This window comes from Micromonospora sp. NPDC049801, from assembly GCF_040656575.1.
GTDB lineage: Bacteria > Actinomycetota > Actinomycetes > Mycobacteriales > Micromonosporaceae > Micromonospora.
Genome location: NZ_JBFAMS010000013.1, coordinates 153332 through 172922 on the forward strand (window position 1 = coordinate 153332; position 19591 = coordinate 172922).

Sequence of the window (19591 nt, forward strand, 5' to 3'; positions counted from 1 at the left end):
ACCGACTGCCCTAAGGTGTTTCGCATGCGTCTTGTCCGTCTGCTGCCTGAGCGCTGGCAGAAGTTCATCCACGAGGCGCTCAAATTCGGCATCGTCGGCGGTGTGAACACCGTCATCAATTACGCCGTGTTCAATGTCCTTGCACTTACCGTTTTCGTCAACGGTCAGTTGAAGGCGAACGTGATCGCGACCCTCGTCGCGACGATCACGTCGTACCTGATGAATCGTCACTGGACGTACCGGGATCGCCCGAAATCGGCGCTTCGCCGGGAGTACGTCCTGTTCTTCCTGTTCAACGGTGCCGGCCTGCTCATCGAACTGGGCGCGGTGGCCGCAGCCAAGTACGGCCTCGGCGTACACGGCCTGCTGGCGCTGAACGTGGCGAAGACCGCCGGTGTCCTGCTGGGCACCCTGTTCCGGTTCTGGTCGTACCGCACCTTCGTCTTCCAGCCCGTCGCACCGGCCGCGGACGCCACGAAGACCGAGCCCACCTGGCACGACATCCCGCGTGACGAGTGGGACACCATGGCCGAGATGGACCCGGTCGCCGAGCTGGCCGAATCGGTTTCCGAGCTGGAAGAGGCGCAGTCCGCCGACCGGCCCGGCCCGACACCCGGCCCGACCGGCGCCGCTCCCGTGCAGGGGCGGCCGATGACCGCCGACCTGGACGCGGAACTCGCCGCGGAGCTGCACGCCGGCACGCGTCGCGCACCCCGCCGGTGACGGCTCCCGCCCCCCGCTCCGGCACCGGAGCGGCCGCCGAGCTGTTCTTCGAGGACCTCGTTCCGGGGCTCACCGTCGACCTCGGGACGGTGACCGTGGACGGCGACGAGATGCGGGCCTTCGCCCGGCGCTTCGACCCCCAGTGGTACCACGTCGACCAGGAGCTGGCCGAGGCCAGTCGGTACGGCGGGGTGATCGCCAGCGGCTTCTACACGGTCAGCCTGTTCATGCGGGCGTACGTCGATCACCTGCTGTCCCGCGCGGCGGCGGACGCCTCCCCCGGCCTGGAGGAGTTGCGGTGGCTCGCCCCGGTCCGGGCCGGTGACCGTCTCGCCGTCCGGGTCGACGTGATGGGCGCCCGCCCCTCGGACGCTCGCGCGGGGCTCGGCACCGTCATCCTCACCGGCACCATGCTCCGCCTCGGCCCGGACAACCAGCCCGAGCAGGAGGTGCTGCGGACCCGCTTCCGTGGCTGGTTCGCGCTACGGCCGGTCGAGACAGACCCCGAGGCCGGGCCGTCCTCGACCGATCCGGCTCCCGCTCCGCCAGAACAGGCTGGGGCAGAGCCGGCTGGAGTAGAGCCGGCTGCGGCGGAACAGGCTGCGGCAGGGCCGGCGGCGGCCGGGGCAGGTCAGCACACCTGACCACTCCGACCCGTCCTCGGGCCGGAGTGGTCAGCGCCGATCGGCTCAGCTCGTGGTGTCGCGCAACGGCTTGCCCTCGCGCATGTCGGCGAGGATGTCGCGCATCTCCCCGTCGCCCAGCGAGTGCTTGTCGTGCTGCGCCTCGACCAGCTCGTAGAGGGTGGTCTGCACCCGGCCGACCCCCGGTACGTCCTTGAGCACCGACTGGCCGCGTTCGCCGGCGGACTCGATGGTGAGGGTGCCGCAGCCGAGCATCCGCTCGAAGAAGTGCTGGTTCATCGAGTGGTCGTTGATCCGGGTGAGCGGGAGGTCCCGCCGGTCCCGGGAGAACACACCCTGCTGCAACAGCACGCGCTCGTTGGTGAACAGGTAATGGGTGGTACGCCAGACCAGGAACGGCCACAGACCGAGCCAGAGGACCGCGACCAGGCCGATCGCGCCGATCACGGCCAACGCGATCGAACCGCCGGAACTCTCGGGCAGCAGGAGCACGCCGACCACCACGGCGGCGATGGCGAGGACCAGCACCAGGATCGGCCGGACCAGAGCCTTCCAGTGCGGGTGTAGGTGCAGCACGACGTGCTCGTCCTTCGTGAGCACGTCTTCGGGGAACGCCACGACAACCTCCAACGCCTTTTCTTTGACGCGCCGACCGTAATCCCCGAAGGCCACTCGGCGACATCCGCCACGCGGCCCCACCCGAGCTTCCGCGATCTTGCACTTTCGGTCGCCGTTACGCGGCCTTGAGCCCGATACGCCACGACAGAAAGTGCAAGATCGCCGCGCCGGGAGGGCTAGCGCAGGTGCAGGACGTCTCCGGCGGCGATGGATCGGGTTCCGGTGGGGGTGGTTAGTTGGAGTTGGCCGTCAGCGTCGATGCCGGTTGCGGTGCCGGTTTGGGTCTCGCCGTTGGGCAGCAGGACCCGTACCTCGCGACCGATCGTCGCGCAGGACGCCAGGTAGGCGTCGCGCAGGCCGCTCGCCTCGGCGTCCCCGCCGGCGGTGCGCCAGCGGTCGTACCAGTCCGCCACCGAGCGCAGCAGCGCCCGGAGCAGCGGATCCCGGTCGGTGGCCGCCGCGCCGGCCAGTTGCAGCGAGGTGGCCGGCAACCCGGTCGGGTTCACCGGCAGTTCGTCGGCCCGCAGGGTCACGTTGAGGCCGATGCCGAGGACGATGGCGGGCGGTTGGGCCGGCGAGCGCCCCGGCACCGCCTCGGCCAGCACACCGGCACACTTCGCGTCGCCGATCAGCAGATCGTTGGGCCACTTCAGAGCGGCGTCCAGCTCGGCCAGCCGGGCCACCGCCTCGACCAGCGCGACGCCCGCGAGAAGCGGCAGCCAGCCGTACCCCGTGGGTGGAACCGCCGCCCAGTCGCGGTCCGGCACGGCCTCGCCGGGCCGCAGCAGGACGCTGGTGGCGATGCCCGCGCGCGGCGGCGACTGCCAGACCCGGCCGCGCCGACCTCGCCCGGCGGTCTGCCGCTCCGCGACCACGACCAGCCCCTCCGGCTCGCCCGTGGCGGCGGCCTCGGACACGTCCGCGTTCGTGGAGCCCGTCTCGGCGTGCAGCTCCAGGCGGGCCCACGGTCCGTTCGGCGCGACCAGCGCGCGCCGCAGCCGGGCCGCCGACAGCGGCGGTCGGTCCAGATCGGTGTACGGGGAGCCCGGCATCCCGTCAGCCTACGGCGGCGAGCGGTGCCGGCGTTGAGGCGTACTGCACAGACGCTCCCACCTGAACCATCGTTATATTCCCTGGGTGACTACCGAGACCGGGACCAACATCCACAGCACTGCCGGCAAGCTGGCGGACCTGGAGCGCCGGGTCGACGAGGCGGTGCACGCCGGGTCGGCGCGCGCGGTCGAGAAGCAGCACGCCCGGGGCAAGAAGACCGCCCGCGAGCGGATCGACATGCTGCTCGACGAGGGTTCCTTCGTTGAGCTGGACGGGCTGGCCCGGCACCGGTCCACGGCCTTCGGGCTGGAGCGCAACCGCCCGTACGGCGACGGCGTGGTGACCGGCTACGGCACGGTCGACGGCCGGCAGGTGTGCGTCTTCGCCCAGGACTTCACCGTCTTCGGCGGCTCGCTCGGCGAGGTCTTCGGCGAGAAGATCGTCAAGGTGATGGACCTCGCCATGAAGATCGGTTGCCCGGTGATCGGCATCAACGACTCCGGCGGCGCCCGCATCCAGGAGGGCGTGGTGTCGCTCGGCCGGTACGGGGAGATCTTCTTCCGGAACGTGCGGGCGTCCGGCGTCATCCCGCAGATCTCGCTGGTGATGGGGCCCTGCGCCGGCGGCGCGGTCTACTCCCCGGCGGTCACCGACTTCACCGTCATGGTCGACCAGACCTCCCACATGTTCATCACCGGCCCCGACGTGATCAAGACGGTCACCGGCGAGGACGTCGGGATGGAGGAGCTGGGCGGGGCCCGTACGCACAACACCCGCAGCGGCAACGCGCACTACCTCGCCAACGACGAGGACGACGCGGTCGACTACGTCAAGGCGCTGCTGTCGTACCTGCCGTCGAACAACCTCGACGAGCCGGTCGTCTTCTCCGTTGACGCGGATCTCGACGTCACCGACGAGGACCGTGAGCTGGACACGCTCATCCCGGACTCGGCCAACCAGCCGTACGACATCCACACCGTCATCGAACACGTCCTGGACGACGGGGAGTTCCTCGAGGTCCAGCCGCTCTACGCGCAGAACATCGTCATCGGCTACGGCCGGGTGGAGGGCCGCCCGGTCGGCGTGGTCGCCAACCAGCCGATGCACTTCGCTGGCACCCTGGACATCGCCGCCTCCGAGAAGGCAGCCCGGTTCGTGCGCACCTGCGACGCGTTCAACATCCCGGTGCTGACCTTCGTCGACGTGCCCGGGTTCCTGCCCGGGACCGGCCAGGAGTGGGACGGCATCATCCGCCGGGGCGCCAAGCTCATCTACGCGTACGCCGAGGCGACCGTTCCCAAGGTCACCGTGATCACCCGCAAGGCCTACGGCGGGGCGTACGACGTGATGGGCTCGAAGCACCTCGGCGCGGACCTGAACTTCGCGTGGCCGACCGCGCAGATCGCCGTGATGGGCGCGCAGGGAGCGGTGAACATCCTCTACCGCTCCGAGCTGGCCGGCGCCGAGGACCCGGCGGCGGTCCGGGCCCAGAAGATCGCCGAGTACGAGGACACCCTGGCCAACCCGTACGTGGCGGCCGAGCGCGGGTACGTCGACTCGGTGATCGCGCCGCACGAGACGCGTACGCAGATCGTCCGGGCGCTGCGCGTCCTGCGCACGAAGCGGGAAACCCTGCCCCCGAAGAAGCACGGCAACATCCCGCTCTGACCCTGGCGCCCGGTCGCGCTCTGGCGTCGTCGCGCTCCGGCGTGGTCGCGCTTGATCCGCGCAACTTCGGGGAAACTGCTGCTTCCCGGCGGCGGGAGGCAGCAACATCGCCGACGTTGTGCGGATCTTCGCCGCGCGGCCGGCAGTCAGCAGGCCGGGTTGGCGGCGGCGCACATCCGGCGAGCGGCGACCTCCGCCAGGCGGCGCAGATCCAGCTCGGTGCCGGCCTGCCCCAGTCTGAGCACGGTGATCAGGTCACCAACCCGAACCACGGCGGTGGTGTCCGGGCGGGGCGCCGAACCGATCGGCTCGCCCGTCTTCTGGTCGACGGGCTGCGTACCGGTGTGCCGCAGCAGCGCGGCCCCGTCGCCGGCGAAACCCCGCTGGACCACCGCCCAACGGTGCGTCGCCGTCCCGCTGCCCGTTGCGCCATCCACCTTGTACTCGCCAACGCTGGTCCACTCGGCGCACGGGGCGACCATGTCGTCCAGCGTGGCGAGAAGCTGGATGGCCGCGTCCGGGGTCAGCCGGAACAGATCCTGCGTGATCAGGCCATCCGATTGGGTGAGGATCGGCGCGGCGCGTCTGGGCACCAATGTCTGTGAGCGGGACACGATGGAAAACTCCCAGCCATCGGAGCGCCCCTGGCTCGTCCGGCAGGCGCCGAGGATGGGATCCAGCAGGACCGGCTCGCCCAGCCCCGATTGGCTGAGCTGCACCTCGACCTGCTGGGACAGGTCGGCCGGCTGCAGCAGGGCGTCGGTAGTGATCTCGTGCCGGGTCGGCGAGGCGGAGGGGGCGGCGGCCGGCGGGGACGGCGGCGGAGACGTCCTCGGGGCGGCGACCGCCACGGCAGAGACCCCGGCGAGAGCCAGTACGACGCCGGCCACCACGATCCTGCGCTGGCTGCGGCGACGGGCTCTGCCGCGGATCTCCTCCGGGGCAGGCCAGCGCACGTCCCGCAGCTCCCGCTGGATCTGTTCGACGAACGTCGGGTCGTCACGCATCGGTGGCCTCCTCCAGGTCAGAGACGGCGAGCAGGCCGGCGAGCGCGGTACGCCCCCGGGAGAGACGGGCCTTGACGGTGCCGACCGGGGCAGCGGTCTCCCGCGCCACCTCGGCGACCGGCATGCCGACCAGGTAGTACAGGGCGATGGCGACGCGCTGCTCCTCGGGCAGCCGGCGCAGGGCGGCGACCACCTCGACGGTGTCGGTGCCCGGCCCGGGGACGGTCTCGGTCGCCCCGTGCCGCAGGTACGCGCGGGCGCGACTACGCAGGCTGCGCCACCGGCTGACGGCGATCCGGCTGGCCACCACCCGTACCCACGCCTCCGGGTCGTCGTACCCGCTGATCGTCGACCACCGCTGCCAGGCCCGGATGTACGCCTCCTGCACCGCGTCCTGGGCCTCGACCCGGTCGCCGGTGAGGGCGTAGACGAAACCGAGCAGCCGCTGTCGGCTCCCCCGGTAGAACTCGTCGAACCCGTCGACGTCCGGCACCCGTTACCTCCCCGTGTCGGTCGCAGGGAACACGCGCCGTGCGGGGCCTCCGGTTGCCCGGTTCAGGCGATCATCTTCTCCAGCTCGGCGAGCGGGAACGCGCCGGCCGCGATCTTCTCCCGGCTGGCCAGTCGTACCGCCCGCTGCACAGCCACGTTCGCTGGCGTCGGTACGCCGTGCAGCCGGCCGAGTAGCGCGATCTCCCCGTTGAGGTGGTCGACCTCGGTCGAGCCGGTGCCCCGGGCGAGGCTCTGCCAGGTGGAGCCGCCGGACCGGTCGGCGCCCCCGACCGGGCGCTGCTGGACCAGGTCGCCGCGCTCGGCCCGCTCCTGGGCCGGGGAGGTGTGCGGGATGCGGGCGGCGGCGAGCGCGGCGACGCCCTCGGCGCGTACCCGTTCGACGAGGGCGTCCGGGATGTCCTCCCCGAGCAGCGCCTGAAGGCCGTTGCCGAGGTTGCTGAGCAGCTTGCCGTACTTCCAGCTCAGTACGTCCTCGCGGACCGGCGCGACGAAACCGGCGGCGGTCAGGTCGGCGGCGATCGCCCGGTCGGTGTCGTCGGCGCCGCGCGGATAGCGGCCGATGTGGAGCATCCCGGGGTGCGGATGTCCGTTCGCCACCACCACGCCCGGATCCAGGTGGGTGGCCGGCAGCCAGACGCAGACCGGATGCACGTCGGCGAAGAGCCGCAGGGCGGCCCGCTCGTTCGCCACCCCGTTCTGCGCGGTGACCAGCGGCAGTCGCTCACCGGCCGTCCCGCCGCCGGCGACGGGAGCGTCCACCCACGTCGCCAGCGCCGCCTCGGTGTCCTGCGACTTGACGGTCAGCACCAGCACCGTGTCGGCGGGCAGCGGCCGGTCGTCCGGGCCGTCGACGGCGGCGAGCCGGGCGGTCACGTCGCCGTCGGGCTGCCGCAGCGTCAGGCCGCGCTCCCGGATCGCGTCCAGGTGCGCGCCGCGGGCCACCAGGGTCACGTCCCGGTCGGCCTGCGCCAGCCGTACGCCGATGGTTCCGCCAACCGCGCCCGCCCCGATGATCACGTATCGCATGGGCCCATTCTGCCCGCCGCCCCGCGGCACCCCGTCGATCATGGAGTCATGGTGCCCGAATGCATAAGGATTGCGGCTTTGGTGGCCCACCACAACTCCATGATCGACGGGGAGGGGGCCGGGGACGGGGCCGGTGTCAGAGGGTTAGGCCGGCGTCGGTGAGGATGGGGCCAGCTAGCAGCAGGGCGCCGGCTATTAGGGCGACCAGGTTGACCAGGGCGAAGAACGTGACCCAGAAGAATGCCGGGAACGGGGTCAGCCCGGCGAGTTGGTCGGCGTCGGAGGCGGGCATCCGGCCACGCGCACGCAGGCGTTGCAGCTCCACCACCGGCCGCACCCCGCCGAGCAGCAGGAACCACACCCCGGTGTATGCGAACGCGGCCTGCACCTGCGGCGTCGCGTACCAGGAGACGGCGAACACCAGCGCCCCGGTGACCAGCAGCGACACCACACCGAACGCGTTTCGGATCATGACCAGCATGGCGAGCAGCAGCACCACCGCGACCCAGAGCAGGAGGGTGATCCGGTTACCGCCGAGCAGCCACGCGCCGGCCAACCCGATCAGCGGCGGGGCGACGTACCCGGCGAGCAGTGTCAGGATCATGCCCGGTCCGGTGGGCCGACCGGCGGAGAGCGTCAGCCCGGACGTGTCCGAGTGCAGCCGGATGCCACGCAGCTTGCGACCGGTGAGCAGAGCGACGAGCGCGTGCCCGCCCTCGTGGGCGATGGTGATGGCGTTGCGAGCGATCCGCCAGGGCAGCCGGGTGGACACCACCACCAGCGCGACGGCCGCGGTGATCAACACCAGCAACGGGGGCGGGTCCGGCTGCGCGCCGAACAGCGTGTCCCACATCTCGCCCAGTCCGTCGATCGACATCATGGGGCGCGAGCCTACCGGCGGCGTTCCGGGTCGCTGCCGAGGCACCGGCTCGTATCCTGTGAGACTGATCGGGTGGCGAGTGAAGCGGGAGGTGAGGGCTGATGAGCGCGGAACCCCTGGGACACCACGTCGGGCTGATCCTGGCGGTCTGTTGGTCTATGAGGCGATCAACGTCCGGCTCGACGTCGACCGGGTCGTCATTCCGGATCTCGTCGTGACCGACATCGACGACGATGGCGACTTTCTGGACGCCGAGCGGGTGACCCTCGTCGGCGAGATCGTCTCGCCGGGCAACGCTGCCGCTGACCGCCTGGTCAAGATGCAGCTCTACGCGATCGCGCGAATCCCCTGGTACCTGCTGGTCGAGCAGGACGGTGACGGTCATTCGCTGCGTCTGTACCGGCTCGACGGCGAGCACTACGTCGAGGATCAGGTCGCCAAGGCCGGCGAGACGTTGAGCATCGCGAAGCCGTTCCGCTGGCAGCTCGACCCGGCCACGCTGCGCTGATCCGTTCGACTCCCGCCACCGGACGATCGCAGCCCATCGATGAAAGTTTTCTCTACAGCTATTGCGATCAAGGGCACTTAACTCCAAAGATGGGCGTCAATAGACCGGCGTCCCTGGAGGCACTCATGGCCCGTACCCGATCATCGCTGCGCCGCGCGCTCGCCGCCGGCCTCACCGTCCTCGCCACCGCGGCGGCGACCCTGGTCGCGACCGCCGGCCCAGCGGCGGCGGCCACCACCGCCGGCGTCGACGTGTCCCACTACCAGGGCAGCATCAACTGGACCAGCGTCCGGAACGCGGGCATCGAGTTCGCCTTCATCAAGGCGACCGAGGGCACCAGCGTCAAGGACTCCGCCTTCAACGCGAACTACGTCAACGCCTACAACGCCGGGGTGATCCGCGGGGCGTACCACTTCGCCCGGCCCAACATCTCCGCCGGCTCGACCCAGGCCAACTACCTGGCCTCCAACGGTGGCGCGTGGTCGGCGGACAGCCGCACCCTGCCGGCCGCGCTGGACATCGAGGCGAACCCGTACAGCGGCGGCTACTGCTACGGGCTCAGCACCACCGGGATGCGCAACTGGGTGCAGGACTTCCTGAACACCTACCGCTCGCGCACCGGCCGGTACGCGGTCATCTACACCACCACGAGCTGGTGGAACCAGTGCACCGGCAGCTGGACCGGCCCGTGGGCCAACCACCCGCTCTGGCTCGCCCGCTGGTCGAGCACCCCGGGCGCCCTGCCGGCCGGTGCGCCGGTGTGGAGCTTCTGGCAGTACACCAGCAGCGGCGCCGTCTCCGGGATCAGCGGCAACGTGGACCGCAACTACTGGAACGGTGACCGGAGCCGACTGATCGCGCTGGCCAACAACACCTGATCGGGCGGTTGGCGGCAGCGGGATCGACGGTCACCTCACGGTCGACAATCGGTCCGGCTGCCGCCACGCCACCGCGTACGGGTCAGGCCCGCCGTCGGCTCATCGCCGGCACCATCACCGGAGCGTCCTCGCGGACGACCGCATCCCGCCGGCTGAGCCGCCGGACGCCCACCGCACCAACGGCGATGGCGACGACGCCGAACAGCGCGACGAGTACCGGAAGCCCAACGCTGATCAGCAGCAGTGCCACATCCCCGAGTGCGACGAGCATCCACAGTGCCAGCCGGGGCCGGGCGTTCCTGTATCGGTAACCCATGTCGCACCTCCCTCCGTCGTTGGAGATCAGATACCCCGAACGACGCAAGAACATGCGAGAGAGGTTCGTGCAGGTGCGGAACGCCGGTCAGTTGACCCGGTCGGGCTTGAAGCCCTTGACGATCTGGTCGAAGTTGGCGAGGTTGGCCTGCCAGTCCTTCTCCGCGATCTCCCACCGGATGGCGTAACCCCGGTTGCTGGCGGTTACGAAGCCCCGGTTGCGCACGTGGACGCGGGTGTTGTTCCGGGTCTCCAGCCACTCCCAGTCGGCGCAGGTCCGGTACCAGTCGCAGGCCTTGATGCTGCCCACCAACTGGTAGTTGGTGACCAGATTCCGGCGGTACGGTTCCTTTTCCTTCCAGTCGGCGACCGCGTCCTTCAGCGGGGTGGGAGTCCACTGGACCAGCATCTTGCCGGGCCCGCCGGACTGGTTGAAGATGGCCGTGTCCGAGCCGGTCTGACCGCCGCTCCAGCCGGGTGGGAGCGGGATGGAGAAGGTCGGCCCCTCGTACAGCTTCCAGCCGGCCGGCAGCACGTTCGGGTCGGCCGACGGCGTGGCCGAGGGCGTCGCACTCGGTGCGCCCGTGGTGGGCGGAGGCGCCGCCGGAGCGGAGGACTGCGCTGGCGCCGACGTCACGGCCGCCCCGGTCGTCGGGCCGGCCTGCGGGCTCTCGGTGTCGTCGCCGTTGGTCAGCATGGGCACGATCACCACGAGGCCGACCAGCAGCAGGGCCACCAGCGCACCGATCAGCACGTTCCGGCGCGTGTTGTTCGACTTCGTACCGTCGAACACCGGCACCGCCGCGCGCCCGGCCGGACCCACCGGCGGCATCACCGACGTGGGCGTCGAGGGCTTGCGCTGCTCCGGCGCCACCGGCGGACCGTCGACGGCCGTCGGCTCGTCGTCGCCTGCCGTCGTACCGTCATCGGGTTTGTCGTCGGCGGCCGGCACCGTCGCGGTCGGCTCAGCCTCGGACGGGCGGTCGATCTTCGCCGTCGGTTCGGCCGGCACCGTTGCCGTCGGCTCGGCGTCCGCGCCGGCCGGCACGACCTCCGTCGGCGTCGCGTCGGCCACCGCCGGCCCGGCCGCGGCGGCGGCTACCGGCGGCGGGGTACGCGGAGCCGGTGGCGACACCGAACGATCGGCGACCTCCTCGGCCGGCCGTGGTGCCGGTACGAGCGGCGGGCGCGGCTCCCGTGGACCGTTCGGCCCCGGCCGGCGTACGCCATCGAGCAGTGAGATCCCGCGCGCCCGCTTGCCCCCGGCGCGGCGCAGCAGCCGCTCGGCCACCTCCGCGGTGATCCGCTCGTTCGGGTCCTTCTGGAGCAGCCCGGTGAGCACCGCCTTGAGCGGGCCGGCGTTCTTCGGCGGCGGCATCGGCTCGGTGGCCAGCGCGGCGAGCGTGGCGATCGCGGACGGCCGCGCGTACGGCGACTTGCCCTCCACCGCCGCGTAGAGCGTCGCGCCCAGCGACCACAAGTCGGCCTCTGGGCCGGCGGTGCCCTCCCGGGCCCGCTCCGGCGAGATGTACGCGGGCGAACCGAGCACCATGCCGGTACGGGTGACGTTCGGGTCACCGGGGATCGTGGCGAGGCCGAAATCGGTCAACACCACCCGGCCGTCCTCGCCCAGCAGCACGTTGCCCGGCTTGACGTCGCGGTGCATGACGCCCGCCTTGTGCGCCGCGTTCAGCGCGCCCAGCACGCCCAGGCCGATCTCGATCGTGCGGGCCACCGACACCGGCCCGTCCTCGGCGAGGGTGTCCTGCAACGACCTCGACGCCACGTACTCCATGACGATCCACGGGTCGCCGTCGGTCCGCAAAACGTCGAAGATGCGTACCACGTTGACGTGGTTGAGCCGGGCGATGGCCCGCGCCTCGCGCAGCGACCGCTCCCGCATCTCGCGGCGTTCCTCGTCGGTGAGGCCGGGCGGCGGCACCAACTCCTTGATGGCGACGTCCCGGTGCAACACCTCGTCGCGCGCCTTCCACACCCGACCCATGCCACCCTGGCCGAGCGGCGACAGAAGCCGGTATCGGTCAGCGACGAGTTGGGGAAGCGCGTTCGACATCGCTGAGACGGTACCCGGACCCGCCGACGGTCACACCGCCGGCACGCCACTGTGCGTGTGACGTGACTTCGGGCCGCGTACCCTGGCGGCATGCCTGCCGAAGAGCCGCTGTTCCGGGTCGTCCGCGGCGTGCCCACCGCCGAGGAATTGGCCGCCCTGGTCGGGGCGATCATCGTGCGGTCCCGACCGGCTACCGCACCCGCGCCGACGGCCACGTCCGCCTGGGCGCGCAGCGGCCGGCCCGCCCGCCCCGACACCTGGCGGGCCTCCGGCCTGCCTCGCTGACCCCGGTTCCCATTCCGGGGGCTGCCAGGATGGCGCGTAGCCGTTAACCTCACTGAGGGAAACGGTGCGGTGACGGACAGGGAGGGTCGATGATCCCCGAAGAGGACCAACCGGCGCCCTGGCTGCACGGCTACGGCGGCATCGAGGCCGACATCCGTCAACTCCGCGAGTTCGCCGACCGGCTCGCCGCCGAGGTCGAGAGCAACTACGCGCCCCACCTGCCGTACATCGCCGAAGACATGTCCGCGAAGGTGCCCAACCCCTGCGACGCGTTCGTCGAACTGGTCACCTTCCTGCACGCCCACCACGAGACGCAGCAGGCCACGACCGACATGGTGTACGCCGTCCGCGGCGCCACCGGCCACCTTGCCGCCGTCGCCGACCGCGTCGCCACCCAGTACGCCGACAGCGACGCCTTCTCCGCCGCCCGCGCCGTGGACGTCCAACACGCCCTCGCCGACCCGGGAACCGTCCTGCCCGGCAGCCGGACGCCGACGCTGAGCGACCCCACCGGCCCCGACAGCGAAAGGCCGGTGGTCCTCCCGTGATCGAGCGTGGTGGCGGCCGCACCTCAAGCCAGACCGACTGGCACTTGATGGACCTCAACAGCATGTGGGCGTGCCTCCAGGACCACGACACCACCAACCACTGGAAACAGGTCGCCGGCTGGCGCAAGGTCTGCGACCTCGCCCAGATCCACCTCGGCCGACTTCAGGAGTACCGGCGGGGCCTCGCCGAGGCATGGCCCCCCGAAACCAGCGCCGCCTCCGGCACGTACCTCACCCAACTCGACGACCTGATCGCCAAGGTGCGACACACCCACGACGCCGCCGCCGCCAACTACACCGCGCTGTCCGCCGCCACCCAGGCCATCGGCACCACCCGCGCCGAGCTGCGCAAGCTCCACGAGGAGTACGCGACAAAGCTCCAACAGAAGCGGGCGTACGAGGCCACCGCCGCCGACCCCAAGGCGGTCATGGGCAATCGGGTCGTGGACGCGCCCGTGACAGATAGCGACCTGGAACGGCTGAACGTGCAGGCGCGGGCAATGATGTTCAACCTCAGTGGCGAACTACAACAAGCCCAAGCCACCCTTCGTCAGCCTCCACCCAGACCGGCCCCTCGGGTTGATGATCTAGTTACGGGGACGGTCTCGGATACGGCACCGGCAATCCCTCCGATAATTCCCGCACCTATCGCTGTATCGCGAACACTGCCGGTGGTTCAGCGATCTGAAAATGACTTCCGGGCTGGGCGCTTGCCCACAGAGGCAGGCATAGGCCCTGTGCTCGGCGGCAACGGCGCTCCGAATACTCCACCAATCCAGGACTCACCGCGAACCACGCAGCCTATCGCTACTTCGAATTCCCCTATCGGAGGGCCACCAACGCTGGGGCCAATATCTACGGCACCTCTCGCCACACCTCAATCGCCAATCGGCAACGGTAGGACAATCGGCGAGTCGGTATCCGGGCCAACCAAGGGCGGCCCTTTCTCATCCCCTCGATCGATGCCTCCGGGCGGTTTGATTGGAGCGCCACCTGGTGTGGGGCTCGGCCAGCCCGGCGCAAACGCTAGTCCTACCCGCCGGGTCAATCCGGTCGGAGGCGTTATTGGTGGTGGCGGCGCCGGAACCGCGCCGGCCGGAGGCGCAGGTTCTAGGCCAGATGCCCGGCGCGGCTTGAACGGCTTGAACGGCGTCCCTCCATTCAGTCCACCCGCCAATAACAGCAATCAGAGTTCAGGATCCAGCCCCGGTCGACCGGCACGCCAGGCCACGGGTCACACCAATGATCGAGCGACAGAATGGGACCCAGATCACCCTTGGAAAACTGATCAAGGCGTTCCACCCATTGTCATTCCACCAGATGAAAACGGGCCAATCGATCCTGGTCCCGCCATTGGCTTCCGTCGGTGATCCTCAAATTCACTCTTCAAATACTAGCAGCATTGGCATTTCCTGGAATCAGTCAGCAAGTGCCGCCCAGCTACCCGCACACGAACCATGGAGAGCAATGGCACCTGCCGAGCCTCGGGATTGCCGCTGCTCAGGAAATCAGCCAAGGCGACGGAGTTATTGTGGCCGTACCCGACAGCGGGGTTAGCCTTCATCCAGACTTGCAGGGTAGCGTCCTTGCAGGCATCGACGTTATCACAGGCGGCGGCGACGGACGTGCCGATAAAGACGGCCATGGAACTGGAATGGCCGGTCTAATAGCAGCCCACGGCACTGGGACCGACGGCGCAATCGGAATAGCTCCGAAGGCTAAGATCCTACCAATCCTCTGCTCGCCGGCGGGTCAGGATGGCGAAACAGATACATTGGCGGCAGCCATCGAGTTCGCTGTAAATAATCGGGCCGATGTCATCAGCATTTCAATTGTTGGGGGCGCTAGCGTTCGCCTGCAACGAGCGATTGAGATGGCCTTGGCGGCCGACGTTTTGGTGATAGCAGCCGCAGGGAACACGCCCAGGTCGAATGTTGTGGGTTATCCGGCACGTCATCCCGGAGTGGTAGCGGTTGGTGGCATCGATCGAAGCGGAAGCCATGCAGCAGTCTCGGTAACGGGGCCGGAAATTGACGTCGTCGCACCGGCAGTAGACATATACAGCACCAGCATCAACGGCACGTATCGCAGGGGCACCGGCACCTCCGATGCTGCGGCGATTGTGGCCGGGGCGGCGGCGTTGATCAGGTCGAAGTATCCCTACCTGCCGGCGCAGGAAGTGGCCCACCGGCTTACGGCAACGGCCATCGACAAAGGCCCGCCTGGCCGGGACGACGAGTACGGGTACGGCGTTATCGATCTTGTCGCGGCGCTAACGGCAGACGTACCCCCGTTAGGTTTTGAATCGGTGAGCGCGCCCGCCGGCGGTGGCCCGACCACGGCGGCCGATGCTCGGCCGGACGAGGATGACGGCTCGGCGGTTCGGGGCCTTGCCACCCTTGGCGTGATCGTCGCCGTTGGGGTTGGGTGGGCCGTCGTGGCACGGCGTCGGCGGCGCGGTGATGATCCGCCGCCCAGAATCAGCCGCTAGGCGTGCCCGGCGCCTCGATCGACTCGGGTTCCTTGAGGTTGGGGTGTCTGGTGGCTTGGGATGCCGCGGTTTGCTGGAAGCCGAGTGGATCACGGCGGCGGGCGTCCTTGATGGCGCGATATCGGCGATCGGGAGTCGATCAAGGACGCGGCGCGGCGCTGAGGGCCGGGAACGGGTGTCGGGCGTGGCGGGCCGGTAACGTCGGGCCGGTGTCTGACACTCTGCCGCTCCGCCTCGTGCTGGCCTCTGCCAGTCCTGCTCGCCGAAAGTCGCTTCGGGCCGCCGGCATCGACCCGGACGTGCTGGTCAGCGGGGTGGACGAATCCCTGGTGGTGAGCGATCGGGCTGAGGATCTCTGCCTCGAGTTGGCCCGACTCAAGGCCGAGGCGGTGCTCGCCCGGCTGAATCCGACCGCCACGGCGAACAGCTCAACCACCAACGCCAAGGACACCACCAACAGCACCAGCGCCAGCACGGACGCCGCCAACAGCACCAGCACGGACACAGCCCGTCAGCGCACCCTGGTCATCGGGTGTGACTCGGTGCTCGAGTTCGACGGGGAGATTCTTGGCAAGCCGGCCGACGCGGCGGACGCGACCCGTCGTTGGTTGCGGATGCGGGGGCGCAGTGGGGTCCTGCACAGCGGACACTGCCTGATCGACAGTGTCGCCGGGCGGCGGGCGGAGGCGGTCGCCTCGACGGTCGTCCACTTTGCCGACATCAGTGACGACGAGATCGCCGCGTACGTCGCCACGGGCGAGCCGTTGGCGGTGGCGGGCGCGTTCACGATCGACGGGTTGGGTGGGCCGTTCGTGGAGCGGATCGAGGGTGACCCGGGGACCGTCGTCGGGTTGTCGATGCCGTTGCTGCGTCGGCTCCTGGCGGAACTCGGTCTGGAGATCACGGACCTGTGGACAAAGGTCGCGCCGGGCGGCCAAACGGTCGAGCCGCTCGGTAACGTCCATTCATGACCACGAAGTCGATCCCGCTCACCGACGAGTTGCACGCCTACCTGGTTGCGCACGGCGCACCGCCGGACGAGATCATTCGAGATCTGGCCGAGGAGACCCGCTCGCTGCTGCCGGAGCACGCCAGCATGCAGGTGGCGCCGGAGCAGGCCGCGTTCCTGACGTTCCTGACCCGGCTGCTCGACGTACGGCAGGCCGTCGAGGTCGGCACGTTCACCGGCCTGTCGGCGCTGGCCATCGCCCGGGGGTTGCCCGAGGGAGGGCGGCTGACCTGCTTCGACATCTCCGAGGAGTACACCGGGATCGCCCGGCGTTACTGGTCCCGCGCCGGGGTGCAGGACCGCATCGACCTGCGGATCGGCCCGGCCGGCGACACGCTGCGGGAGCTGCCGCAGGAGCGCCACCTGGACTTCGCGTTCATCGACGCCGACAAAACCGGGTATCCGGTCTACTGGGCCGAGCTGGTGCCGCGAATGCGGCCGGGCGGGGTGATCGCCGTCGACAACGTGCTGCGCGGCGGGCGGGTGATCGCGCCGCAGGATGTCAACGACCGGGCGATCGCGGCGTTCAACGACGAGGTGCTGGCCGACGTACGGGTCGACCCGGTGATGCTGCCCATCGCCGACGGCCTCACCCTCGCCCGGGTGCGCTGAGCGGCGCTCTGAACCACTCGGGTTCCTGGAAATCGCGGCATCCCCGGCGGTAAGACACCCCAACTTCCAGGAACCCGAGTCGATCAAGCCGGGCTCGCCCCGGGGCCAGGCCGGCCCCGGGGCGAGCGTCAGCGGACGCTGCGGGCGAACTGGCGGGCGGCCCAGAAGACGCCTAGCGCGGCGAGGACCGCGGTAATGGTCAGGCCCTGCCAGACCTTGTCGCTGCCCAGGTCACCGGCGAACAGCGCCCGGGTGCCGTCGACCGCCCAGGAGAACGGGTTCCAGTCGGCAATGCCCTGCAACCAGCCGGGAGCGAAGGTCAGCGGCAGCAGGATGCCGGAGAGCAGCAGCACCGGCTGCGCCACGGTGTTCATCAGCGGGGCCAGCGCGTCCTCGCTCTTGACCTTGAGCGCGACGCCGTAGGAGACGGCCGAGGTCATGAGCGCGATGAGGGCGAGCATCAGGTACGCCAGCAGGAGGTCACCGATGAAGACCCGCAGGTCGAACAGGAGCGCCAGCAGGGTGATGATGACGGCCTGCACGACGAGTGAGACCACGTCGCGCAGGGAGCGCCCGAGCAGCAGTGCCAGGCGGCTGATCGGGGTGACCCGGGAGCGTTCGATGACGCCGGCCCGCAGTTCGGCGATCAGGCCAAAGCCCTGGAACAGGCCGCCGAAGATGGCCAGCAGCACCAGCAGGCCGGGTACGAAGATCTTGTAGGCGGCGGCCTGGGTGGGCGCGTTCAGGGCCGGCTTGAGCAGGGGGGCGAAGAGCAGCAGGTACATCACCGGCTGGAACACGCCGACGAAGACCCAGACCGGGTTGCGCAGCAGGAGCTGGATCTGCCGCTGGAAGATCAGCCACGTGTCGCGGGCGAATTTCATGAGTCGTCTCTCCGGGGGTCAGGACTCGCGCAGCGAGCGGCCGGTCTTGGTCAGGAAGACGTCGTCCAGGCTGGGCCGATGCAGCTCGATCGAGCGCAGCTCGAGCCCGGCCTGGTCGAGGCGGCGTAGCACCTGGGGAATGGCGGTGGCGCCCTCGTCGACGTAGAGGCGCAGGCCACCCTCGTCGACGGTCTCCAGCTTGTTGACGTACGGCTCGCCGTCCAGCGCCTTCGCCGCCTGCGGGGTGGCGGCCACGTCGAGGCCGACGAGCACCACGTCGCCGGAGATCTCCCGCTTGAGTTCGGCCGGTGTGCCCTCGGCGACGACCTCGCCGTTGTCCATGATCGCGATGCGGTCGCAGAGTGCGTCGGCCTCGTCCAGGTAGTGCGTGGTGATGAAGACGGTCATCCCGTCGCTGCGCAGTCGCCGGATCTCGTCCCACATGTGGGCGCGGCTCTGCGGGTCGAGGCCGGTGGTCGGCTCGTCCAGGAAGACGATCTTCGGCTCGTGGATGATGCCGAGCGCGATCTCGACCCGTCGACGCTGGCCACCGGAGTAGGTCTTGCACTTGCGGTCGGCGTACTCGGTGAGCTGGAAAGCCTCCAGGGCGCGGACGGCGCGCTGCTGCGCGTCGGCCTTGCCGATGCCGTACATCCGGGCGTGCAGGACCAGTTCCTCGCGGGCGGTCGACTCGTCCCAGGTGCTGCCGCCCTGCGGCACGTACCCGATCCGGCGGCGGACCTCCGCCGGGTCCTTGCGGAGGTCCGCCCCGGCGATGGTGGCCTCGCCGCCGTCGGGCTCGATCAGCGTGGCGAGCATCCGCAGCGTGGTGGTCTTGCCGGCGCCGTTCGGGCCGAGGAAGCCGAAGATCTCGCCCTCGGCGACCTCGAGGTTGACGCCGCGCACGGCGTCCACCGTCTTCGTCTCTCGACCCGCGCGGGAGCGGAACGACTTCCGCAGCCCCCTGGTCTCGATCATTTCTGCTCCTGGTCGGTCGGGCCGGCCGCGCCGGCCGTCATGTGTCGGTCGGACCGGTGGGCCGGCCGTCGAGTGGGACGACGCCGGACGGCGCACTCCCCCGCTGTGCCGACAGCAGGCTAACGCGATATAGCGCTTGTAGTCAACGTTGATTATTTCGCGTTGCGATTGAACCGCTCCTCGCCCTCCCGTGGGCCCGACCAACCCTCGGCGTCCGCCAGTTCAGCAGGCAGGTACGACACACCGGACTCGATCCGCTCCGCGATGCGCTCACACCAGCCGAGCTCCGCCTCCGCCCGCGCCGACCACAGCTCGAACATCCAACTGACGTGCACCGGCTTGGTGTTACGCACCCAGTCCGACTGAAGCGAGGCGCGCATCGACTCCATGCCGGCCCGCAGCAGGTTGGCCCGGTTGCGCAGCGCCGCCGCCGCCTCGGACCGGGGCATCGCGGGCAGGAACGAGAAGGCCGCGGTGAAGGGGTCGACGGGTTCGGTGAAGTTCCACCAGAAGTTGCGCAGCAGGGTCTCGAACTCGTCGTCCCCCTTCGGGGTGACCTCGTAGGTCGTACGCGCCGGACGGGCGCCGACCTGCTCGGTGGCGACGGCCCGCAGCAGCCCCTCCTCGGTGAGCTTGCGCAGCGCGTGGTAGATCGAGCCGGGCTGCACGTTCGCCCACTTGTCGGCGCTCCAGCTCAGCAGCTCGCGGCGCACGTCGTAGCCGTGCACGGGCTGCATCCACCGCACCAGGCCGAGGATCATCATTCGAGTCGCAGACACCAGACAAGCGTAATAGCCAAGTTTGACTAAACCAGTGCCCCATCCCACACTGAGCGATCGTTAGGGGCCGCCCGGGGCGGCCGATACACTCCCCGTCA

At 69.8% G+C, this 19591-nt stretch carries 22 protein-coding genes; 10 read left to right on the top strand and 12 right to left on the bottom strand.

Features of this window, described 5'->3' with window-relative positions; translation table 11 throughout:
- Nucleotides 1-24 precede the first annotated feature (24 nt).
- Nucleotides 25-723: a GtrA family protein gene (locus AB0I89_RS23040; protein WP_357130419.1), complete on the top strand. Its 699-nt coding sequence runs from the start codon at nt 25-27 to the stop codon at nt 721-723.
- Complete coding sequence (locus AB0I89_RS23045; RefSeq protein ID WP_357130223.1) at nt 720-1367, top strand: MaoC/PaaZ C-terminal domain-containing protein; 648 nt, start codon at nt 720-722, stop codon at nt 1365-1367. Before AB0I89_RS23040 ends, AB0I89_RS23045 begins: the two co-directional genes overlap by 4 nt.
- A 45-nt stretch (nt 1368-1412) precedes the next feature.
- Here AB0I89_RS23045 and AB0I89_RS23050 read toward each other — a convergent pair whose 3' ends face one another.
- Both AB0I89_RS23050 and AB0I89_RS23055 read right to left on the bottom strand, forming a co-directional pair.
- Nucleotides 1413-1985: a PH domain-containing protein gene (locus tag AB0I89_RS23050; RefSeq protein ID WP_357130226.1), complete on the bottom strand. Its 573-nt coding sequence runs from the start codon at nt 1983-1985 to the stop codon at nt 1413-1415.
- A gap of 176 nt (nt 1986-2161) precedes the next feature.
- Nucleotides 2162-3037, bottom strand: coding sequence for a biotin--[acetyl-CoA-carboxylase] ligase (locus tag AB0I89_RS23055; RefSeq protein WP_357130229.1), 876 nt, complete (start codon nt 3035-3037; stop codon nt 2162-2164).
- An 85-nt stretch (nt 3038-3122) separates the two neighbouring features.
- Here AB0I89_RS23055 and AB0I89_RS23060 point away from each other — a divergent pair, with 85 nt between their 5' ends.
- Nucleotides 3123-4706: an acyl-CoA carboxylase subunit beta gene (locus AB0I89_RS23060; protein WP_357130232.1), complete on the top strand. Its 1584-nt coding sequence runs from the start codon at nt 3123-3125 to the stop codon at nt 4704-4706.
- Nucleotides 4707-4852: 146 nt separating this feature from the next.
- On the opposite strand, the gene AB0I89_RS23065 is transcribed toward AB0I89_RS23060, so the two are convergent.
- The 4 genes from AB0I89_RS23065 to AB0I89_RS23080 all read right to left on the bottom strand — a co-directional run bounded on the left by AB0I89_RS23065 (nt 4853) and on the right by AB0I89_RS23080 (nt 8132).
- The gene (locus AB0I89_RS23065) at nt 4853-5713 is read right to left on the bottom strand and encodes a hypothetical protein (protein WP_357130235.1); all 861 of its coding nucleotides are present in this window, start codon (nt 5711-5713) and stop codon (nt 4853-4855) included.
- On the bottom strand, nt 5706-6206 hold the full coding sequence (locus AB0I89_RS23070; RefSeq protein WP_357130238.1) for a SigE family RNA polymerase sigma factor: 501 nt from the start codon (nt 6204-6206) through the stop codon (nt 5706-5708). Before AB0I89_RS23070 ends, AB0I89_RS23065 begins: the two co-directional genes overlap by 8 nt.
- Before the next feature lie 62 nt (nt 6207-6268).
- Nucleotides 6269-7252: a 2-dehydropantoate 2-reductase N-terminal domain-containing protein gene (locus AB0I89_RS23075; RefSeq protein ID WP_357130241.1), complete on the bottom strand. Its 984-nt coding sequence runs from the start codon at nt 7250-7252 to the stop codon at nt 6269-6271.
- Nucleotides 7253-7388: 136 nt separating this feature from the next.
- Nucleotides 7389-8132: a M50 family metallopeptidase gene (locus tag AB0I89_RS23080; RefSeq protein ID WP_357130244.1), complete on the bottom strand. Its 744-nt coding sequence runs from the start codon at nt 8130-8132 to the stop codon at nt 7389-7391.
- A 151-nt stretch (nt 8133-8283) separates the two neighbouring features.
- On the opposite strand from AB0I89_RS23080, the gene AB0I89_RS23085 reads away from it, so the two are divergent.
- Together AB0I89_RS23085 and AB0I89_RS23090 are read left to right on the top strand one after the other, a co-directional pair.
- A complete protein-coding gene (locus AB0I89_RS23085; RefSeq protein ID WP_357130247.1) occupies nt 8284-8640 on the top strand; it encodes a Uma2 family endonuclease in 357 nt (118 codons plus the stop codon).
- 125 nt (nt 8641-8765) lie between these two features.
- Nucleotides 8766-9518: a GH25 family lysozyme gene (locus AB0I89_RS23090; RefSeq protein WP_357130422.1), complete on the top strand. Its 753-nt coding sequence runs from the start codon at nt 8766-8768 to the stop codon at nt 9516-9518.
- An 82-nt stretch (nt 9519-9600) separates the two neighbouring features.
- Here the strand turns inward: AB0I89_RS23090 and AB0I89_RS23095 are convergent, their stop codons facing one another.
- Nucleotides 9601-9834, bottom strand: coding sequence for a hypothetical protein (locus AB0I89_RS23095; RefSeq protein ID WP_141907885.1), 234 nt, complete (start codon nt 9832-9834; stop codon nt 9601-9603).
- Nucleotides 9835-9921: 87 nt separating this feature from the next.
- On the bottom strand, nt 9922-11907 hold the full coding sequence (locus AB0I89_RS23100) for a protein kinase (RefSeq protein ID WP_357130251.1): 1986 nt from the start codon (nt 11905-11907) through the stop codon (nt 9922-9924).
- Between the two features lie 90 nt (nt 11908-11997).
- On the opposite strand from AB0I89_RS23100, the gene AB0I89_RS23105 reads away from it, so the two are divergent.
- Nucleotides 11998-12192: an acyl-CoA carboxylase subunit epsilon gene (locus AB0I89_RS23105; protein WP_357130254.1), complete on the top strand. Its 195-nt coding sequence runs from the start codon at nt 11998-12000 to the stop codon at nt 12190-12192.
- An 89-nt stretch (nt 12193-12281) separates the two neighbouring features.
- Entirely contained in the window at nt 12282-12740 is a 459-nt protein-coding gene (locus tag AB0I89_RS23110) for a hypothetical protein (RefSeq protein ID WP_355048897.1), read from the top strand.
- A 292-nt stretch (nt 12741-13032) separates the two neighbouring features.
- Here the strand turns inward: AB0I89_RS23110 and AB0I89_RS23115 are convergent, their stop codons facing one another.
- The gene (locus tag AB0I89_RS23115) at nt 13033-13170 is read right to left on the bottom strand and encodes a hypothetical protein (RefSeq protein ID WP_357130258.1); all 138 of its coding nucleotides are present in this window, start codon (nt 13168-13170) and stop codon (nt 13033-13035) included.
- A gap of 936 nt (nt 13171-14106) precedes the next feature.
- Here AB0I89_RS23115 and mycP point away from each other — a divergent pair.
- The 3 genes from mycP to AB0I89_RS23130 all read left to right on the top strand — a co-directional run bounded on the left by mycP (nt 14107) and on the right by AB0I89_RS23130 (nt 16852).
- Nucleotides 14107-15231 carry a type VII secretion-associated serine protease mycosin gene (gene mycP, locus AB0I89_RS23120; protein ID WP_357130261.1) on the top strand — a complete coding sequence of 375 codons (1125 nt, stop codon included), beginning with the start codon at nt 14107-14109 and terminating at the stop codon, nt 15229-15231.
- Nucleotides 15232-15440: 209 nt separating this feature from the next.
- Nucleotides 15441-16202 carry a Maf family protein gene (locus tag AB0I89_RS23125; protein WP_357130264.1) on the top strand — a complete coding sequence of 254 codons (762 nt, stop codon included), beginning with the start codon at nt 15441-15443 and terminating at the stop codon, nt 16200-16202.
- Nucleotides 16199-16852 carry an O-methyltransferase gene (locus AB0I89_RS23130; protein ID WP_357130267.1) on the top strand — a complete coding sequence of 218 codons (654 nt, stop codon included), beginning with the start codon at nt 16199-16201 and terminating at the stop codon, nt 16850-16852. Before AB0I89_RS23125 ends, AB0I89_RS23130 begins: the two co-directional genes overlap by 4 nt.
- Before the next feature lie 128 nt (nt 16853-16980).
- Here the strand turns inward: AB0I89_RS23130 and AB0I89_RS23135 are convergent, their stop codons facing one another.
- From AB0I89_RS23135 to AB0I89_RS23145, 3 genes are all read right to left on the bottom strand, one after another.
- Entirely contained in the window at nt 16981-17736 is a 756-nt protein-coding gene (locus AB0I89_RS23135) for an ABC transporter permease (RefSeq protein WP_355048901.1), read from the bottom strand.
- Nucleotides 17737-17754: 18 nt separating this feature from the next.
- Complete coding sequence (locus AB0I89_RS23140; RefSeq protein WP_357130270.1) at nt 17755-18714, bottom strand: ATP-binding cassette domain-containing protein; 960 nt, start codon at nt 18712-18714, stop codon at nt 17755-17757.
- Nucleotides 18715-18866: 152 nt separating this feature from the next.
- On the bottom strand, nt 18867-19478 hold the full coding sequence (locus AB0I89_RS23145) for a PadR family transcriptional regulator (protein ID WP_357130425.1): 612 nt from the start codon (nt 19476-19478) through the stop codon (nt 18867-18869).
- Nucleotides 19479-19591: the final 113 nt, after the last annotated feature.

Excerpts from the sequence above, each read along its gene's own strand:
- AB0I89_RS23115 (WP_357130258.1), bottom strand. The coding sequence starts at position 13,170 with ATGACCGCCTTGGGGTCGGCGGCGGTGGCCTCGTACGCCCGCTTCTGT.
- AB0I89_RS23105 (WP_357130254.1), top strand. The coding sequence starts at position 11,998 with ATGCCTGCCGAAGAGCCGCTGTTCCGGGTCGTCCGCGGCGTGCCCACC.
- AB0I89_RS23080 (WP_357130244.1), bottom strand. The coding sequence starts at position 8,132 with ATGATGTCGATCGACGGACTGGGCGAGATGTGGGACACGCTGTTCGGC.
- AB0I89_RS23090 (WP_357130422.1), top strand. The coding sequence starts at position 8,766 with ATGGCCCGTACCCGATCATCGCTGCGCCGCGCGCTCGCCGCCGGCCTC.
- AB0I89_RS23130 (WP_357130267.1), top strand. The coding sequence starts at position 16,199 with ATGACCACGAAGTCGATCCCGCTCACCGACGAGTTGCACGCCTACCTG.
- AB0I89_RS23110 (WP_355048897.1), top strand. The coding sequence starts at position 12,282 with ATGATCCCCGAAGAGGACCAACCGGCGCCCTGGCTGCACGGCTACGGC.
- AB0I89_RS23055 (WP_357130229.1), bottom strand. The coding sequence starts at position 3,037 with ATGCCGGGCTCCCCGTACACCGATCTGGACCGACCGCCGCTGTCGGCG.
- AB0I89_RS23100 (WP_357130251.1), bottom strand. The coding sequence starts at position 11,907 with ATGTCGAACGCGCTTCCCCAACTCGTCGCTGACCGATACCGGCTTCTG.
- AB0I89_RS23095 (WP_141907885.1), bottom strand. The coding sequence starts at position 9,834 with ATGGGTTACCGATACAGGAACGCCCGGCCCCGGCTGGCACTGTGGATG.
- AB0I89_RS23075 (WP_357130241.1), bottom strand. The coding sequence starts at position 7,252 with ATGCGATACGTGATCATCGGGGCGGGCGCGGTTGGCGGAACCATCGGC.
- AB0I89_RS23135 (WP_355048901.1), bottom strand. The coding sequence starts at position 17,736 with ATGAAATTCGCCCGCGACACGTGGCTGATCTTCCAGCGGCAGATCCAG.
- AB0I89_RS23065 (WP_357130235.1), bottom strand. The coding sequence starts at position 5,713 with ATGCGTGACGACCCGACGTTCGTCGAACAGATCCAGCGGGAGCTGCGG.
- AB0I89_RS23040 (WP_357130419.1), top strand. The coding sequence starts at position 25 with ATGCGTCTTGTCCGTCTGCTGCCTGAGCGCTGGCAGAAGTTCATCCAC.
- AB0I89_RS23145 (WP_357130425.1), bottom strand. The coding sequence starts at position 19,478 with ATGATGATCCTCGGCCTGGTGCGGTGGATGCAGCCCGTGCACGGCTAC.
- AB0I89_RS23140 (WP_357130270.1), bottom strand. The coding sequence starts at position 18,714 with ATGATCGAGACCAGGGGGCTGCGGAAGTCGTTCCGCTCCCGCGCGGGT.